General features: G+C 31.4%; 19 protein-coding genes, 4 tRNA genes and 1 pseudogene. All 24 read right to left on the bottom strand.

What is annotated here, in order from left to right; genetic code table 11:
* A pseudogene (gene rpoB, locus AABM47_RS09755) lies at positions 1 to 1,101 on the bottom strand (DNA-directed RNA polymerase subunit beta); the annotation flags it as partial.
* 122 nt (positions 1,102 to 1,223) lie between these two features.
* Complete coding sequence (gene rplL, locus AABM47_RS09750) at positions 1,224 to 1,595, bottom strand: 50S ribosomal protein L7/L12 (protein WP_338410734.1); 372 nt, start codon at positions 1,593 to 1,595, stop codon at positions 1,224 to 1,226.
* Between the two features lie 54 nt (positions 1,596 to 1,649).
* The gene (gene rplJ / locus AABM47_RS09745; protein WP_338410733.1) at positions 1,650 to 2,144 is read right to left on the bottom strand and encodes a 50S ribosomal protein L10; all 495 of its coding nucleotides are present in this window, start codon (positions 2,142 to 2,144) and stop codon (positions 1,650 to 1,652) included.
* Between the two features lie 23 nt (positions 2,145 to 2,167).
* Positions 2,168 to 2,857 (bottom strand): 50S ribosomal protein L1, encoded by a 690-nt coding sequence (rplA, locus tag AABM47_RS09740; protein ID WP_338410732.1) that lies wholly within the window; start codon positions 2,855 to 2,857, stop codon positions 2,168 to 2,170.
* 20 nt (positions 2,858 to 2,877) lie between these two features.
* Positions 2,878 to 3,315: a 50S ribosomal protein L11 gene (gene rplK / locus AABM47_RS09735; protein WP_338410731.1), complete on the bottom strand. Its 438-nt coding sequence runs from the start codon at positions 3,313 to 3,315 to the stop codon at positions 2,878 to 2,880.
* A 67-nt stretch (positions 3,316 to 3,382) separates the two neighbouring features.
* The gene (gene nusG, locus AABM47_RS09730) at positions 3,383 to 3,934 is read right to left on the bottom strand and encodes a transcription termination/antitermination protein NusG (protein ID WP_338410730.1); all 552 of its coding nucleotides are present in this window, start codon (positions 3,932 to 3,934) and stop codon (positions 3,383 to 3,385) included.
* A gap of 12 nt (positions 3,935 to 3,946) precedes the next feature.
* Positions 3,947 to 4,141: a preprotein translocase subunit SecE gene (locus AABM47_RS09725; protein ID WP_338410729.1), complete on the bottom strand. Its 195-nt coding sequence runs from the start codon at positions 4,139 to 4,141 to the stop codon at positions 3,947 to 3,949.
* A gap of 14 nt (positions 4,142 to 4,155) precedes the next feature.
* Positions 4,156 to 4,229: transfer RNA gene (locus tag AABM47_RS09720), tRNA-Trp, on the bottom strand.
* Between the two features lie 62 nt (positions 4,230 to 4,291).
* The gene (gene tuf, locus AABM47_RS09715; RefSeq protein WP_338410728.1) at positions 4,292 to 5,479 is read right to left on the bottom strand and encodes an elongation factor Tu; all 1,188 of its coding nucleotides are present in this window, start codon (positions 5,477 to 5,479) and stop codon (positions 4,292 to 4,294) included.
* 63 nt (positions 5,480 to 5,542) lie between these two features.
* Positions 5,543 to 5,614: transfer RNA gene (locus AABM47_RS09710), tRNA-Thr, on the bottom strand.
* 69 nt (positions 5,615 to 5,683) lie between these two features.
* Positions 5,684 to 5,764, bottom strand: a tRNA-Tyr gene (locus AABM47_RS09705).
* 75 nt (positions 5,765 to 5,839) lie between these two features.
* Positions 5,840 to 5,913: transfer RNA gene (locus AABM47_RS09700), tRNA-Thr, on the bottom strand.
* Positions 5,914 to 6,004: 91 nt separating this feature from the next.
* Positions 6,005 to 6,307, bottom strand: coding sequence for a ribosome-associated translation inhibitor RaiA (raiA, locus tag AABM47_RS09695; RefSeq protein ID WP_338410727.1), 303 nt, complete (start codon positions 6,305 to 6,307; stop codon positions 6,005 to 6,007).
* Between the two features lie 27 nt (positions 6,308 to 6,334).
* Entirely contained in the window at positions 6,335 to 7,228 is an 894-nt protein-coding gene (locus tag AABM47_RS09690) for a tyrosine-type recombinase/integrase (RefSeq protein ID WP_338410726.1), read from the bottom strand.
* Between the two features lie 71 nt (positions 7,229 to 7,299).
* Positions 7,300 to 7,494, bottom strand: a complete 195-nt coding sequence (gene rpsU, locus AABM47_RS09685) for a 30S ribosomal protein S21 (RefSeq protein WP_338410725.1) — start codon at positions 7,492 to 7,494, stop codon at positions 7,300 to 7,302.
* Between the two features lie 204 nt (positions 7,495 to 7,698).
* Positions 7,699 to 8,868, bottom strand: a complete 1,170-nt coding sequence (locus AABM47_RS09680; RefSeq protein WP_338410724.1) for an acyl-CoA dehydrogenase family protein — start codon at positions 8,866 to 8,868, stop codon at positions 7,699 to 7,701.
* 26 nt (positions 8,869 to 8,894) lie between these two features.
* On the bottom strand, positions 8,895 to 9,791 hold the full coding sequence (locus tag AABM47_RS09675; protein ID WP_338410723.1) for a helix-hairpin-helix domain-containing protein: 897 nt from the start codon (positions 9,789 to 9,791) through the stop codon (positions 8,895 to 8,897).
* Between the two features lie 75 nt (positions 9,792 to 9,866).
* Positions 9,867 to 10,022, bottom strand: a complete 156-nt coding sequence (locus AABM47_RS09670) for a hypothetical protein (protein WP_338410722.1) — start codon at positions 10,020 to 10,022, stop codon at positions 9,867 to 9,869.
* 34 nt (positions 10,023 to 10,056) lie between these two features.
* Complete coding sequence (locus tag AABM47_RS09665; protein WP_338410721.1) at positions 10,057 to 11,727, bottom strand: sodium-dependent transporter; 1,671 nt, start codon at positions 11,725 to 11,727, stop codon at positions 10,057 to 10,059.
* 72 nt (positions 11,728 to 11,799) lie between these two features.
* The gene (locus AABM47_RS09660) at positions 11,800 to 12,021 is read right to left on the bottom strand and encodes a PspC domain-containing protein (RefSeq protein ID WP_338376211.1); all 222 of its coding nucleotides are present in this window, start codon (positions 12,019 to 12,021) and stop codon (positions 11,800 to 11,802) included.
* A 65-nt stretch (positions 12,022 to 12,086) separates the two neighbouring features.
* Entirely contained in the window at positions 12,087 to 13,352 is a 1,266-nt protein-coding gene (locus tag AABM47_RS09655; protein ID WP_338410720.1) for a DUF2851 family protein, read from the bottom strand.
* 88 nt (positions 13,353 to 13,440) lie between these two features.
* Positions 13,441 to 14,802, bottom strand: a complete 1,362-nt coding sequence (locus AABM47_RS09650) for a pyridoxal-phosphate dependent enzyme (RefSeq protein ID WP_338410719.1) — start codon at positions 14,800 to 14,802, stop codon at positions 13,441 to 13,443.
* 135 nt (positions 14,803 to 14,937) lie between these two features.
* Positions 14,938 to 16,716, bottom strand: coding sequence for a putative porin (locus AABM47_RS09645; protein ID WP_338410735.1), 1,779 nt, complete (start codon positions 16,714 to 16,716; stop codon positions 14,938 to 14,940).
* Positions 16,717 to 16,930: 214 nt separating this feature from the next.
* Positions 16,931 to 17,926, bottom strand: a 996-nt coding sequence (locus AABM47_RS09640; protein WP_338410718.1) for a S8/S53 family peptidase, incomplete at its 5' end; no start/stop codon positions are given.

Below are 17,926 nucleotides of genomic sequence, written 5' to 3'. Positions count from 1 at the left end.
TTTATTAATTCTATAACGACCTACTTCGCCCAAATTATATCTTTGGTCAGAGAAGAACAATTTATCAATTATTCCACGTGCTGTTTCTTCATCAGGCGGTTCAGCATTACGTAGTTGTCTATATATATGTTCTACAGCTTCTTTTTCAGAATTTGTAGGGTCTTTTTGTAACGTATTATGAATAATTGCATAATCCGCTTGATTACTGTCTTCTTTATGTAATAAAATATTTTTTACATCTGCTGTGATTATTTCTTCAACATTATCTTTGTCTAAGATAGTATCACGATCTAAAATAATTTCGTTACGTTCGATAGAAACTACTTCACCTGTATCTTCATCTACAAAATCTTCATGCCAAGTGTTAAGTACACGAGCAGCTAATTTTCTACCAATATATTTTTTAATACCTGTTTTTGAAACTTTGATTTCTTCAGCAAGGTCAAATATTTCAAGGATATCTTTATCTCTTTCAAATCCGATTGCTCTAAACAAGGTAGTAACTGGTAATTTTTTCTTTCTATCAATGTACGCATACATTACATTATTTATATCTGTAGCAAATTCAATCCAAGAACCCTTGAAAGGAATAACTCTAGCAGAATACAACTTAGTTCCATTTGCGTGAAAAGACTGTCCAAAGAAAACACCCGGAGATCTATGTAATTGAGAAACGACAACTCGTTCTGCACCATTGATCACAAAAGTTCCACTTGGAGTCATATATGGTATTGTTCCTAAATAGACATCTTGAACAATAGTTTCAAAATCTTCGTGTTCAGGATCAGTACAATATAATTTAAGTCTTGCTTTTAATGGCACACTATAAGTTAATCCTCTATCAATACATTCTTCAATTGTATAGCGTGGTGGATCTACAAAATAATCAAGAAATTCTAAAACAAAATTATTTCTTGTATCTGTAATTGGAAAGTTTTCCATGAAGGTATTATATAAACCTTCGTTGCCTCTTTCGTCTGATTTAGTTTCAAGTTGAAAAAAATCTTGGAATGACTTCACTTGAATATCAAGAAAATCTGGATAATCAGGGATGTTCTTAGTAGAAGCAAAATTTAATCTTTCAGTCTGATTAGCAATCATCTATGGATAAATTTATTAAGAAATATATTAAATAGCGTATAAGTATTTACTATACGAAAAATGGTTTAGACCTTTGGGATGCTCTCCCAAGGTCTAAACCTAGTATTATTGTTATGTTTTAATTAAACAAGTTCAACAACAGCTCCAGCTTCTTCTAAAGATTTTTTAAGACCTTCAGCCTCATCTTTAGTTACACCTTCTTTGATGTTTGAAGGAACGCTGTCCACTAAATCTTTAGCTTCTTTAAGTCCTAATCCTGTTAATTCTTTTACTGCTTTTACAACAGCTAATTTAGAAGGACCTGATTCTTTAAGAACTACTGTAAATTCAGTTTTTTCTTCTGCAGCATCAGCACTTGCACCACCACCAGAAACTACAACAGCAGCTGCAGCTGGTTCTATACCGTATTCATCTTTTAATATTGTAGCTAATTCATTAACTTCTTTAACTGTTAAACTAACTAATTGTTCTGCGAATTGTTTTAAATCTGCCATTTTTTCTATCGTTTAAAATGTTTTGTAAAATATAATTTATTATTGTGCGCTTGTTTATTGTGCAACTTCTTCTTTATTTTGATTTTGAAGTGCTGCAATAACTCTTTGAGCTGGTGATTGAAGTAATCCAATAAGTTCACCAATAAGCTCTTCTTTAGATTTAATAGTAACTAATGCATCTAACTGATCATCACCTATATAAATCTCTGTATTAATATAAGCCCCTTTTAAAGTTGGCTTAGTCCCTTTTTTACGTAAATCTTTTATAATTTTTGCAGGTGCATTAGCAGTATCTGAAATCATTATAGCGGTGTTTCCTTTTAAAACAGATGGCAAATCGCCATAGTCTAAATCAGAAACTTCCATAGCTTTAGCAAGCAAGGTGTTTTTAACTACTTCTAATTTAATATTAGCTTTAAAACAAGCTCTTCTTAAATCAGATGTTGATGCTGCATCAAGTCCTGAAGTATCTGCTAAGTAAATAACATTAACTCCCGCTAACTGTGCAGTTAAATTTTCAATCGCGATTGATTTTTCTTCTCTAGTCATACTAAAAGTTTTTAACTACCAATTTATATTGCTTTAGGATCTAAGGCAATAGCAGGACTCATAGTACTTGTTAAGTATATAGACTTAATGTAAGTACCTTTAGCTGCAGTTGGTTTCATTTTGATTAATGTTTGTACTATTTCGTGTGCATTGTCATAGATTTTATCAGCATCAAAAGATACTCTACCTATTCCAGCATGAACGATACCAGTTTTATCAACTTTAAAGTCAATTTTACCAGCTTTTACTTCTTCTATGGCTTTAGCTACATCCATAGTAACTGTACCAGTTTTAGGATTTGGCATTAAACCTCTTGGTCCTAAAATACGACCTAAGGGACCTAATTTACCCATTACAGAAGGCATTGTGATGATAACATCAACATCTGTCCAACCGTCTTTAATTTTTTGAAGGTATTCGTCTAAACCAACATAGTCGGCACCAGCTGCTTTAGCTTCTGCTTCTTTATCTGGAGTTACAAGAGCTAATACTCTTACATCTTTACCAGTTCCATGAGGCAATGTAACTACCCCTCTTACCATTTGATTTGCTTTACGCGGGTCAACCCCTAAACGTACTGCAATATCTACAGACTCATCAAATTTTGCTGAAGCTAATTCTTTTAATAATACCGAAGCATCTTTTAAAGAATATAACTTGTTTTTATCAATTTTTAATGCTGCTTCTTTTTGTTTTTTTGTCAATTTTGCCATTGTCTAATTCTTTTATCGGATTAAAAAGGAGCTGTTCCTGAAACTGTTATACCCATAGATCTAGCAGTTCCTGCGATCATAGTCATAGCACCTTGAATAGTAAATGCATTTAAATCTTGCATTTTATCTTCGGCTATTGCTTTAATTTGATCCCAAGTAACGCTTGCTACTTTTTTACGGTTAGGCTCTCCTGAACCAGACTTTAATTTTGCTGCTTCCAACAACTGAACTGCAGCAGGTGGTGTTTTTACAACAAAGTCAAATGACTTATCTTTGTACACGGTAATTTGTACCGGACAAATTTTGCCAGCTTTATCTTGAGTTCTAGCATTAAATTGCTTACAGAACTCCATGATATTAACACCAGCAGCTCCCAGAGCAGGTCCTACCGGTGGCGATGGGTTCGCTGCACCTCCCTTTACTTGTAGTTTAACTACTTTACTAATCTCTTTAGCCATTGTTTTTAAAATTTTAACATCTTTCTTGGAAGCGAAAGATCTTGTTTAATATGAATGTAACAAAATATTATACTTTTTCAACTTGCATAAAACTAAGTTCTAATGGTGTTTTTCTACCGAAAATTTTAACCATCACTTCTAGCTTACGCTTTTCTTCATTAACCTTCTCTATAGTTCCATTGAAACCATTAAAAGGCCCGTCTATTACTTTAATAGTTTCTCCAAATGAAAACGGTATAGCTATTGAATCAGCATTTACGGCTAACTCATCAACTTTACCTAACATTCTATTTACTTCAGATTGACGTAACGGAACAGCATCACCACCCTTTGTTTCTCCTAGGAATCCAATTACATTAGTAATTGATCGAATAATATGAGGAACCTCTCCTGTAAGGATGGCTTCGATCATAATATATCCTGGAAAATATACTTTTTCTTTGCTTATTTTTTTTCCGTCTTTTATCTGTACTACTTTTTCGGTAGGAACAAGTACTTGTGATACATAGTCAGACATACCCAGCCTGTTTATTTCAGTTTCAATATAGTTTTTAACTTTATTTTCCTGTCCACTAACAGCCCTTACTACATACCATTTCTTAATGTTAATATCTGACATTGAAATTTATTATTATTTTAAAAAACTGTAAATATTTTTTATTATTACTATAATTGCTTCATCAACACCAAATGTTAGTAGGGAAAAAACAATAGAAAAAACAGCAACTATAATAGTTAGTTTTTGTAATTCTGCCCAATTTGTCCACGTTACATTTGATTTTAATTCAGTAAATGCTTCTGTAATATAATTAACGACTTTTGTCATGATTTTTTATTTTATGGCACGGGCGGAGGGATTCGAACCCCCATCAACGGTTTTGGAGACCGCTATTCTACCCTTGAACTACGCCCGTTTGTTTATAAAGCCAGTTGATAATAATAATCAACTGGCTCATAAATAATTATTTGTATTTACTTAGTCTAAAATTTCTGTAACCTGACCAGCACCAACAGTTCTACCACCTTCACGAACAGCAAAACGTAAACCTACTGATAAAGCGATAGGACTTAATAAAGTAACTTCAATAGTTAAGTTATCTCCTGGCATTACCATTTCTACACCTGCTGGTAAAGTAATAGTACCTGTTACGTCTGTTGTACGAACGTAAAATTGTGGACGGTAGTTGTTATGAAATGGAGTATGACGTCCACCTTCTTCTTTTTTCAAGATATAAACCTCTGCTTTAAAATGTGCGTGTGGTTTAACAGATCCTGGCTTAACAATTACCATTCCTCTTTTGATATCTTCTTTTGCAATACCTCTTAATAAGATACCTGCATTATCTCCAGCTTCACCTCTATCAAGGATTTGACGGAACATTTCGATACCTGTAATAGTAGATGTTAATTTTTCAGCACCCATACCGATAATTTCAACTGGATCACCTGTATTTGCAATACCTGTTTCGATACGACCTGTAGCAACAGTTCCACGACCCGTAATTGTAAATACATCTTCAACTGGCATTAAAAATGGTTTGTCTATTTCACGTGGTGGCATTTCAATCCAATTGTCAACTGCTTCCATTAATTCAATGATAGTAGCTACCCATTTTGCATCTCCATTTAATCCACCTAAAGCAGAACCTTGGATAACTGGTCCATTATCACCATCATATTGATAGAAAGATAATAAATCTCTAATTTCCATTTCTACTAATTCTAATAATTCAGCATCATCAACCATATCCACTTTATTCATGAATACAACCATACGAGGAATACCTACTTGACGTCCTAAGAGGATGTGTTCTCTTGTTTGTGGCATTGGACCATCAGTAGCAGCTACTACTAATATAGCTCCATCCATTTGAGCAGCTCCAGTAACCATGTTCTTAACGTAATCCGCGTGACCTGGACAGTCAACGTGAGCGTAATGACGGTTAGCTGTAGCATATTCTACGTGAGATGTATTAATAGTAATACCTCTTTCTTTTTCTTCTGGTGCATTATCAATTTGATCAAATGATTTTGCTTCTGAATAACCTGCATCAGATAATACTTTAGTTATCGCTGCAGTTAAAGTTGTTTTTCCGTGATCTACGTGTCCAATTGTACCAATGTTTAAGTGTGGTTTGGAACGATCAAAATTTCCTTTTGCCATGATTTAATAATTTAATCTTAGTTATTTATTTATTTATTAGTGTTCAAATTTTTCAATACTATGAGCCAATGTCGGGAATTGAACCCGAGACCTCTTCCTTACCAAGGAAGCACTCTACCCCTGAGCTACACCGGCTTTTGTGAGTTCAGAAGTTAAAAGTTAAAACTTAGAAAATTCTAAATTCTAAATTCTAAATTCTTATTGTGGGGAGAGCAGGATTCGAACCTGCGAAGTTTTCACAGCAGATTTACAGTCTGCCCTCGTTGGCCGCTTGAGTATCTCCCCAACTTTTTAATTTAAATAACCAATAGACAAATTAATCAAATTATGACTAACCTATCATTTTAACTCATAAAATAGAGCCAGTAGAGGGACTCGAACCCGCGACCTGCTGATTACAAATCAGCTGCTCTAGCCAGCTGAGCTACACCGGCTTATTAAATATAAAAAGTCCGCTATTTCTAACGGACTGCAAATGTATGTAATTAATTGTATAATCAAAAATATTTTATATTTATTTTTATATTAAATATGTGCTCTGCTTTTTTCTTTTCTTTTTACCAAAACTCTTTCAAGTGAACTTGAGCATAAATCTACAGCTTCTTCAAAAGTTTTACCTGATTTTTTAACCATTAAATCATCCCCAGGAACATTAATTCGTATTTCAACAATTTTATTTTCTTTTTCGCTTATGTTTTCAACTTTTAAAAAAACATCTGACGAAACTATTTTGTCATAAAATCTTTCCAATTTATCTAGTTTTTCTTTTGTAAAATCTATAAGTTTTTTATCAACATTAAAATTTACTGCTTGAACGTTTACTTTCATAATTTTAGTTTTTAAGATTTGCGATTATTATTTACTTCTAGGATGTGCTTTTTTATATACTTTTTGCAACTCAGACAAACTACTGTGCGTATAAATCTGGGTTGAAGACAAACTTGCGTGTCCTAATAATTCTTTTACAGAATTGAGATCAGCACCATTATTTAATAAATGAGTTGCAAAAGTGTGTCTGAGCACATGAGGGCTTTTTTTTACCTTTTCGGAGACAGTACTAAAGTATGAATTAATCATGCGGTACACAAATGTTTCTGAAAGTATTTTTCCTTTTTTAGACAAAATTAACACATCGGGGTTTTGAATAGTTTGCATGCTAGATCTTTCAATAAGGTATTTTTCTAGCAATACCAATGTGCTAGCTAATATAGGTATGATTCGCTCTTTATTTCTTTTTCCTAAAACTTTTAACAATTTAGTATGCTTGTTAACATTGCTGCATTTTAAATTAATAAGTTCGGCTCTTCGTATTCCGGTTGTGTAAAACAATTCGACAATTAATTTATTTCGGATGGATTCAAAATCATTTTCAATGCAATCAATTTCTAAAACATTCATTAGTTCTTTTTCTGAAAAAGGGACTTGCACTTTTTGAGGTACTTTGAGTGATTTGTGTTTTAAAAGAGGATTAAACTCTATTTGTTTTATTTTTAATAAAAATTTATAATATGATTTTAATGAGGAAATTTTTCTGTTGATTGTTTTATTTGATATACCGCTTTCTACTAAAGACACAATCCAACTTCTTACTTGTGTATATGATATTTCTTCTAATAAAAGTTCATCATGATCTTGAGTTAAATAAGTTTGAAATGATTTCACATCATCTAAATATGCACGCAAGGTAAGGAGCGAATAGTTTTTCTCCTTTTGAAGATAATCATAATATGCTTGGAGATTTGTAGTCATAAAAAAAACCGTTAATACACAAAGTTACACTTTATATATTAACGGTTATGGTATTTGTAATCTAAAAAATACTAGTTTTCTAAATTATCTCTCATATTTTGTATATAAGCTGCTTTTTGAATTTTTGCTCTATTTACAACAGATGGTTTGTGAAACGCAGTACGTGATCTTAATTGACGTACGGTTCCTGTTTTATCAAACTTTCTTTTGTAGCGCTTTAAAGCTCTATCTATATTTTCTCCGTCTTTGATTTGTATAATTAACATAATATTGACACCTCCGCTCGTTTAGGGTGCAAATGTAATCATTATTTTGAATTATGAGCATTGATTGTTAATTATTTTATCATTCCTAATTGAATAGAAAAACTAAACCCTAGCCCAGACAGAAACGGCATCCTTTTTAGTAGCGTTTGATAAAAACGCTACTAAAAAGATATAGTGAATGGCTGGATATAGCTTTAAAAAAAATTATTTTACAGCTGGTTTATAGTCTTTGTTATCGATGATCATTTTTGATAAAATTTCTTTTAGAATTTCTGATGTGCCACCACCTATAGGCCCTAAACGGCTATCTCTCGACAAACGTGCTAAAGGATATTCTTCCATATACCCATAACCACCAAGCATTTGAAGACAACTGTAAATAGTTTCATCGGCAACTTTTGTCGATTTTAGTTTTGCCATTGTGGCTTCTTTAACAACATATTCGCCTTTATCTAATCGGGATACTGCTGCATAATTAAATACTTTACAATGCTCTACATCAGCGGCATGCTCAACTAATGTATGCCTTAATGCTTGAAATTGGTTAATTTTTTTACCAAATGCTTCACGTTGTGACATGTATTCTATTGTATAATCTAACGCAAACTCTGATCTCGAATGTGCATTAATTGCCATTATTAATCGCTCTAGAGCAAAATGTTGCATGATGTAAGGGAAGCCTTTTCCTTTTTCACCCATCAAGTTTTCTTGAGGAATTTCTACAGTGTCAAAAGCTATTTCAGCTGTATCAGAAGCTCTCCAACCTAATTTATCTAGTTTTGTAGCTGTTATTCCTTTTGTATTTGTATCTACTAAGAATATGCTAATTCCTTTATTGCCAAGGGTGGTATCTGTTTTTGCTGCAACAACATAATAATCTGCATATACACCATTGGTTATAAACGTTTTAGATCCGTTTATAATGTATTTGTCTCCTTTTTTAACAGCTGTTGTTCGCATACCTGCCACATCGCTTCCGCCAAAAGGTTCTGTGATACAAAGCGCTCCTATTTTGTCTCCTAAAATACTTGGTGCTAAGTAATTTTGTTTAATTCGTTCATCACCCTCAGCATTTAAATGAGTCATGGCTAGATAAGCATGAGCCCACATAGCAGCTGCAAAACCACCTGAATTTATTTTTTGAAGTTCTTCTAAAAAGATAACTGTATAAAATAAATCTAAGTCCATTCCGCCGTATGCTTCGGGATAGTTGATTCCGAAAAAACCCATTTCTCCAAATTTTTTCCAAATAAAGCGATCTATGGTTCCTGATTTTTCCCACTTTTCGATGTGTGGCACTACTTCTTTTTGTAAGAAATCTTGTAAGCTTTTTCTAAATAATTGATGATCTTCTGAGAAGTATAATGATTTCATATTTTAAGTATTTCTATACTATTCTTTTATAATTTCAAATATAAGGCTATTATTTGTATTTTTTCGGTAGGCATTCCCTTAATTTTTGTTAAATCATCAATGTTTTTTATGTCATCGTTTGCGCTTCTAAAAATTACAATTTGCCTTGCAAGTTTATAATCAAAATAAGGAAATTTGACTAATTCATTAATTGATAAGTTATTAATATCTATTGTTTTAAGTGGTGGATTTTGACCTATATAAAAATACATTTGAATGTCGTTGTATATTTCAGGAGAAATTCCCCATATATATTTCAATTGCTCAATAGATGCAAAGGCACCAAAGTTTTCTTTTTCTTTAATTATATTTTCGGAAATTTTATGTCCTATACCATAAATTTTCATGATATCTTCTTTTGAAGCATCATTAATATTCATGGGTACAATAGCTTTTTTTTGAGGAAATTTTTTGAAATTTGAATTGGCTTTTGAATATTGAATATTATTCAAATTATTTGATTCAGTAACCCAATCGGGAAATTTAAAATGAGGTGAAATTGTATTCAATAACTCATTTGATATTTTTGTTATTTGTTGAAATTCTTTGCCTGAGTTTACGTATTTATCTAAAGACCTAAACTTATGTAGTCTGTCAATTTCTTTTACAGACATTCCTAGAACCGAAGCTTTATAATCGGTTATAAAGTTAGGATTAAAAGGTTTGATTACATGTTTTAACGAATCGTTTAAATGTTTAATACTGTCTATTTCGTTTTGCATTGCTAACCATTGAAGTTCTGCTTTAGATGGTTGTTGCTTTTGAATGGGGTTAAAATCAAAGAAAAAATAAGACAACTGAAATGCTATAAGGAGTAATAAAAACAAAAAAATCCCACCTCTGTGTTCTCTTGAAAACATGAAGTAGGATTTTATTTTATTCATTTGTAAAAAATTATTGCTTTTTTGCAGGTCATTTTAACGTATAAATTATGGCAATTATACATGAACTCGAATTTATTATTCAGGTTGTCTGTCTAATTCGTCGTCATTATCTGAAAATGAATCTGGTTCTTGCTTTGGCTTTATAGTTAATACTTTATAAAAAAAGTAACAAGCTAAACTTATCACAATCCCTTGAGTAAGCAACATTGTAATTAATGCTTCTGTATTCATATTTTTTTATTTATTAAATTATAAAAATTAAAAATTATTCTGTAGCTCTACCTTCTCTTTTTCGTTTTTGAAAGGCTAAATAAACTAATAAACTAATGAAGGCAAATAAGCCTACCAACAAAATTCTAGCGAAATTTAAATACATCATTTTGTCTGTTAATTGCTCAATTAATAAAGGGTCTGTTGCTGCTGCAATTTGCTCTTTAATACCTGAATGCATAACTGTTTTTATAATAGAACTGTTGTCTAAAGCCCATCCATTTCCTGAAAATAAGCTTGAAAATGAAGCTGACCAATTATTGTCTAATGGTTTTAACAACGAACCTAAGAAAATTACAATTAACATTAAGGGTGTTACCCACTTAATGATGTATTTGTAAATATTTGGCACTTTAATATCTGCACCTGATGTAATTTCTCTCCATCCTTTTTTCATACCAAAAACCCATGAAAATAAAATAGTTTCTAACATTGCAAATACTACTAAACTTACTGTTCCTGCCCAATAATCGTATTCATCAAACACTCCCTCTTTAAAGAAAATTACGGTTGGTAATCCTAAAATTAAAGCAATTGCACCAAATGACCAAGCCCCTTTGTTTTTACTCCAATTAAATTCATCTTGCATAAAGCCCATCCATGGAGTACCCATAGCTAAAGAAGATGTTATACCAGCAAAAAATAATAAGCCAAACCAAAAAACACCAGCGAAAATTGAAAGAACATCACCCCATTGTTGAAATAAATATGGCATTGTTTGAAAAGCCATTCCAAAACCTGCATTTTGAATTACCCAATCCAAACCTAAGTAACCAGCAGCTATTGGTATTACAATTAAACTTCCTAAAACTACTTCAACAAATTCATTCATAAAACCAGCTGAAACTGAGTTAAGAGCGATATCGTCTTTTTCTTTAAGATAGGCAGCATAACAATGAATTGTTCCCATACCTACAGAAAGTGTAAAGAATATTTGTCCGGCTGCAGCCATCCATACTTTTAAATCGAGTAAAGAACTATATTGTGGCGTCCACAAGAAATTAAGTCCATCCCAAGCATTGGCTGTAGGGAAAACTTCAGAAGCACCACTTGTGCCTAAAGTTACTCCTCTAAAGGCTAATATTACACCAAATAAAATTAATAATGGCATACCAATTTTTGCAACTTTTTCTATTCCACCTAAACCTTTAGATAATATATAAGTATTTAATATTAGACACAATACATAAAAAATAACCGATTCATAAGGAATACCTGTTGTTGATTGTGCTATATCTACATATGAATTAAAGAATCCAGCTACATCAGCCTGACTCATTTCGTTAAATGTACCTACGATAGAGTGATACACATAAGACATCGTCCAAGATTCTATATAACAATAATAAGAAGCCACGGCTATATTTGTAAAAATTCCAAAAACTCCAATGTATTTTAAGGCTCTTCCCTTAACCATTGAATCCAAAATGTAAGGAGTACTATGATTTCCAAATTTTCCGCCAAAGCGTCCCGAAGACCATTCAATAAATAATAAAGGGATTCCCATTATTACAAAACATATTAAATAAGGAATAATAAATGCTCCACCTCCATTTTGTACTGCTTGAACAGGAAATCTAAGAAAATTTCCTAATCCTACAGCATTTCCAGCCATTGCTAGTATAAGACCAACTCGTGAGCCCCAAGAATCTGCTTTTGTTGACATAAATAATTTTTGATTAGTTATTGTTCTTCAAAGATAACAAAATCAATTAAAAAACAAAGGATTTGTGGTTTTTTACAAATCAAACACAGAGGACCTTTTGGTATATATCATGTCCTTTAGCTTTAACCAAAAAGCTAAAGTTAGATAAACACCAAACCATAAACCAGCTGTAATAAATGAAATATAAATAAAAAACAAACGAACATTTGTTGCTTTCATCCCTAGCCTATCAGCCAAGCGTGAAGCTACAAAAAAGCCGTTTTTTTCAAAAAAATGTAAAATATTTCGAATCATATATTTTCTTTCAAATATAAGAAATTACCATTCATTATTGAAGTTTTAATTTTGAAATAAACCTGCTACTTTAAAAGCGACTGTCCAACAGCACATTGCAAACACTTTTTATGATTGCAATATTCATTTTTTAATTGCAATAACGATTGTGTTTCAAATGCATTTTTTGATGTTATATTAAATACTGTAAACTTATCTATTATACTATTTTTTTCTGGCTTAAGCTGGCGCATTAATGCAATCAATTCTTCCGCATTTTCTTTACCTTGTGCTTTTGCATAAATAAATTTTAATGGAATTATTGTATTGATGATTAATAAGTCAATAAATGAGCTGCTCATTTTTTTTGATTTAACAGAACTTTCTGAATCAAAATTATAATGATTTTTCCAATAGTCTGAGGTAGAAGTATTAAAAATGTCATATATTTTTTCTTTTGTTTGAGCGGAAATTAATTCAATAAACAAGCTTTGTTTACTTTGATATAATTGAGCAAATTGAGCTAAACGAATCGTTGGAAAATTATCGGGTCTTAATTTAAAAAACTGAATAGGTGTTATATAGGTGTCTTTTAATTGATGTTTATGCTTTAAGAACAACCATCTTATTTGGATCGCTTTGTAATATGAATCTTGTTTTTCTGCTTCTAACATATGACCCGACCCAAACAACAAGGCTTCTATGTTTTCTATTTCAAAAGATTCTTTTTTTAGTACTGAAAACGGAATTGCAAGTGCCAAATCAAAAAAGGATTGTCCATTTATATTAAGTCCAAAATTTTTAGCCAACATAGAAAACAAGCTGCTTTCCCAATCTGAGTTGTTTTGTTCTAATAAGACTTCAAAAGGAATCGTTTTTTTTTCGAGACGTTCAAAAAACAAACGTTCTTGCCAATTTAAAAAAACAAAATGAGGCACGCTTGCAATATCTTGCTCACAATAAATCCATGATTTTGGCGACAGAAGCAATTTGTATTTGTATACTTCATCGCTGAAAACATAGTTTTTTAATTGCAACACAGGCAGTGTAGAATTGTCTTTTCTATAAATTTCTACATCATGATTCCAAACTACATGAAGAATGACACTATCATAATTTGCATCATTCTCATGATTATGTAAATACCAATCTGATGATTTTACATGAATTTCAATATTTCCGGCCCATTTTTGATTTTCAATGATGAGTTGAGCATTAAAAATATCTGGTCCCGTTTGCTGTAAATACTGTCCAAAATGAATAATTTGTAGCGATTGATTATCCGTAGTTTTTAAATTAGAAAAATCGAATCGTTTATTAAGCCATAAATAATGCAAAAAATCTTCTTTCATAAAGTTAATTTTGAATTACTAAATTATAAAAAAACCTAACAAAATCGGTAAAGAATTGTTAGGTTTTTTATACAATATATGATTAGCACTAGCTTATAGAACTTATAATGTCATGCTTTGTAATGATGTGATATTTATTTTCACCTAAATCCAAAATAACAGCTTGATTGTCTTTGTTAATAAGCTTTGAAACTTCGTCAATGGGTGTGTTTTTAGTAACTATAGGATAAGGTTTTCCCATTATATTTTTGATAGGTTTATCTGCTATATCTTTGTTTTCAACGTAACTTCTAAACAAGTCTGACTCATCAATACTTCCTACAAAGCCAGTTGTATCTATTACAGGAATTTGAGATATTTTGTATTTTTTTAATCGATCTAAAGCATGAGAAACTAATTCTTCTGTTCGAACTACAATTAATGGCTTGTCAATGTGGTTTTTAATTAAATCTTCGGCCTTGGTGATTTCTTCATCAAGAAAACCTCTTTCTCTCATCCAATCATCATTGAATATTTTACCCACATATCTACTCCCTGAATCGTGAAACAAAACAACAACTACATCTTCTGGTTTAAAATGATGTTTCAATTGCAATAAACCTTTAATAGCTGATCCTGCAGAATTTCCAACAAATATTCCTTCTTCAAGGGCAATTTTTCTAGTGTATACAGCAGCGTCTTTATCGGTTACTTTTGTAAAACCGTCGATCAAAGAAAAGTCAACATTTTTTGGTAAAATATCTTCTCCAATTCCTTCTGTTATGTAGGAGTAAATTTCGTTTTCATCAAAAATACCTGTTTCATGGTATTTTTTGAATACGGAACCATATGTATCTATGCCCCAAATTTTAATTTTTGGGTTTTTTTCTTTTAAATATTTAGCCACTCCAGAAATAGTTCCACCGGTACCAACACCAACAATAAAATGAGTGACTTTTCCGTTTGTTTGTTCCCAAATTTCGGGTCCAGTTTGCTCATAATGAGCTAGAGCATTACTGGGATTATCGTATTGATTTACGTACCAAGAATTAGGTATCTCAGTCGCCAATCGTTTTGAAACAGAGTAATAGGATCTAGGGTCTGTGGGTTCAACATCTGTAGGGCAAACAATAACTTTTGCACCAACAGCACGAAGTATATCCATTTTTTCTTTAGATTGCTTATCTGTAATAACAAAAATACATTTATACCCTTTTACTATGGCAGCTAATGCAAGACCCATTCCTGTGTTACCAGAAGTTCCTTCAATAATGGTTCCTCCAGGCTGCAATCTTCCATCTGCTTCAGCATCTTCAACCATTTTAACAGCCATTCTGTCTTTTGTTGAATTTCCTGGGTTAAATGTTTCCACTTTTGCTAATACCAAGGCATCAACTTCTGCAGTAATTCTATTTAACTTTACTAAAGGTGTATTGCCAATAGTTTCTAAAATGTTTTTTGCGTAATTCATTATAAATTTTACTTAATTTATGAAAGGCAAAGATATGGGATTGTTATACTACAGCAAAATTAGTTTGCATTTTGTTATTAATTGCTGCTAAAAAATGTAACCTAAACATAAAATAATTTTTTAGAGCACAATATACTACTGAAAAAAGTTCCATACTAATCCAAATCTCACCATAAAATCTCGATACGGGTAATTGGGGGCCGCATAAAAATTGTAACCCGTAAAAGAAGAATTAAAATGTTCTGCTTTTAAAAAAATACGCGTTTGACGTACTTTTGCATTAATAAAAAAATCAAGCATTGGGAAACCACCAATTTTAGTTTGATTTTGTATATAAAATTCGCCTAAAAGAGGATTGTAATCATTTGCATAATAATCTGTAAAATAATTAAATGTAACACCTGTTTGGATTTGCATGGCGTTTTTAAAAATTGAATTTGAATAATACAAGGTATTTCTTGTTACAATTTGAGGCACATTTAGCACAGCAGCTGACTGATTTACAGATTGGTATAATAAGGTGTTATCTAAAGCAAATTTTTTAAATTTTAATTCTTTTTTTATTTGAAATGACAGGTAATTAATGGTCTTATCAAATTGTTTTGGTTTAACTTTTAAGGATGTAATATCATTGTTTTCGTTTTCAAAATACAAATGATCATCTACTATTTTATAATTAATTGATGCATTAAACCATTTTGTATTTGCAGTGATTTTAAACTGATTTAGTTTTTCGTTTTTAAAGTTGTTATACCAATTATAATCAATATACGTACTTTGATGTAATGTGTAATTTAAGCTTGGCAAACTATTTAGTTTTTGATATTCAAAAGAAATGCTATTAATATCATTTAATTTATAGCTTAAATTAAGTTCAATATTTGAAATAGATTGGTTCGAAAGTGTGTTTAAAAACTTAAATTTTCCTACGATATTGTTTTTAAAATAAGAATAAGCAGCTCCTAAATTATTTATTCGTTCCTGTATTGAGTTTGGGACCGAAACATTACCTATAGTATCATAAATAATGTTATTGTAGTAATAGTTTAGCGTATTATCATCTATATATAACTCAAGATCACCAAAGTTTTTTGTTTTATAAGCGACGCCTATCTTATTGTACAAATGATTATATCGTGTTTTATTATTTATGGCACTTGCATAAGAATCACCAAATCTGGGGCTAACTGTTTTTTGAGTAAATTCAAAAAATTTATATTCTTGATTAAATTGATGTGTTAGAACTAGTGTATTGGTTTTTTCGGGTGATAATTTATACGAGTGATCAATAAAAAATCGATTTCCTTTCAAAAAACTTGTAGCATCTTTAAAATAGACATCTAATCTTTCTCTATTGTTATAAGGCTGGTTGCTTGCTTCAAAAAGATCTAAATCAATAATACCTCCATTTTCTTGATTAGATATGTCTTGACCTGTAAAATGAGCATTTAAAACATATCGTTTGTTTATGGAAAAGTAGCTTGTTGTAAATCTGAAATTTCCTGAACTTGAAATATTGTTTATGTATTTGCCTATAGAACGAATCCCTTTATATGCTATAGAAAAATTTAAGTTAGGCTTTGTATTTATTGCTAAAAAAGCATCGACCGATTGTCCTTGCTCCATTACTGTTTTAAAATACAGTTCTGTTAAAGGAGTTGGAACCGAATAGTATTTAATATCCTCTACTTCTAAATAATTAAAATGTTTGGCTTTAAAACCAAAATTAGGTCTTGCATTTGAATTATTTAAACCAAAATTTAAAGTATTGTAGGACTGTCCTTCATTTGCAAAAGCTAATAAGCCAAAAAGATCTTTTCGAAGCATATTGAATGCATACTCTTTTTGGATGTTTATAGTTGTATCTAAAAAAGTAGTGTCTTTTTCTAGAGTGTGCTTTTTATAAAAACTTATAGGAGGAATTTTAAATGCGGTGTTAGATGCGTTAAAAACATCTAAACTATCGTTTTGATTATTGCCAAACGTTTTTCCAATTCCAAAACCATTTACGTCTTTAATTTGGGCCGTTGAAACAATAAAACCAAGTACAAAAACTATGTTAAAAAAAATCTCATTATATTTTTATAAGTGCAAATATAATGAGATTTTAAATAATAAAAACTAATAATTATTTTTTAACAATTTTATATGAAGAAGAGCTAGACTCTGTCTTTAAATTAATCAAATAAATACCTGAATTATAATTGCTTAAATCTACTTCAAGATTGTTTACTTTATTTAATTTTATAGAATTAATTAAGCGCCCTTGCAAATCATAAATTTGATAACTAATTATAGCTTTTTTATCTGAGTTTATAAAAACTTTATCTGCTGTAGGATTTGGAAAAACAGTAATATTGTCTGGGTTAAATGCCTGGTTATCTAAAGTGCCATCATAACCACTGATAACTAAACTATACGCCTGAGAACCCCCAACTAAAAACCCTTTATGAGAAACCTGAATTGTATAGGTGCCAATAGCATTGTCTACTTCAACTTTTTCAACATTATCAACTATATTATCCCCTTTAATTGCTGGAGCTGATAAATCAGACAATTGCAATTTCCATGGAAAATTAACTTCTGTATTTTTAATTATTCGTAAATCTAAATCGTGCTTTAATGCTGGAGATGTAGCATTTAATTGACCATTTTTTGATGACCCCGCAGGATCTGTCCAACAAATTGTTGCTTTTAGTGTTTGAGCAGTTGAAACAACAATTTCAACAGAATAGGTTCCCCCAATATTCAGGACCCTTTCATCAATTATGGCTGTTGAATTTGTGTCTTGTGTGATTAAAGTAGCCGCTTCGCTGGTATTTAACATGCCCCAACCAAAATAGGGATCTGGACCAACGTTTGCATTGTCATCTAAAGCTGTATGACAAACAAGACCTTTTAATGTAGCAGCTCTCATAAAAGAACTGTTCAAATTGTTATAATGCTGTTGCAATAACAATAAAGAACCTGCAACACTGGGTGATGACATTGATGTGCCTGTTGCGGTACCATAAGACGTAGTACTTGTTTCAATAGTTGAAAGAACATTTGTACCATCAGCTGTAATGTCGGGTTTTATTCTTCCGTCATCGGAAGGCCCTTGACTACTAGAGCCATTTATAAC

This window comes from uncultured Flavobacterium sp. (assembly GCF_963925415.1).
Lineage (GTDB): Bacteria > Bacteroidota > Bacteroidia > Flavobacteriales > Flavobacteriaceae > Flavobacterium.
Note: the sequence above shows the minus strand (reverse complement) of the source record. Positions and strands in the feature narration are given on the sequence as shown.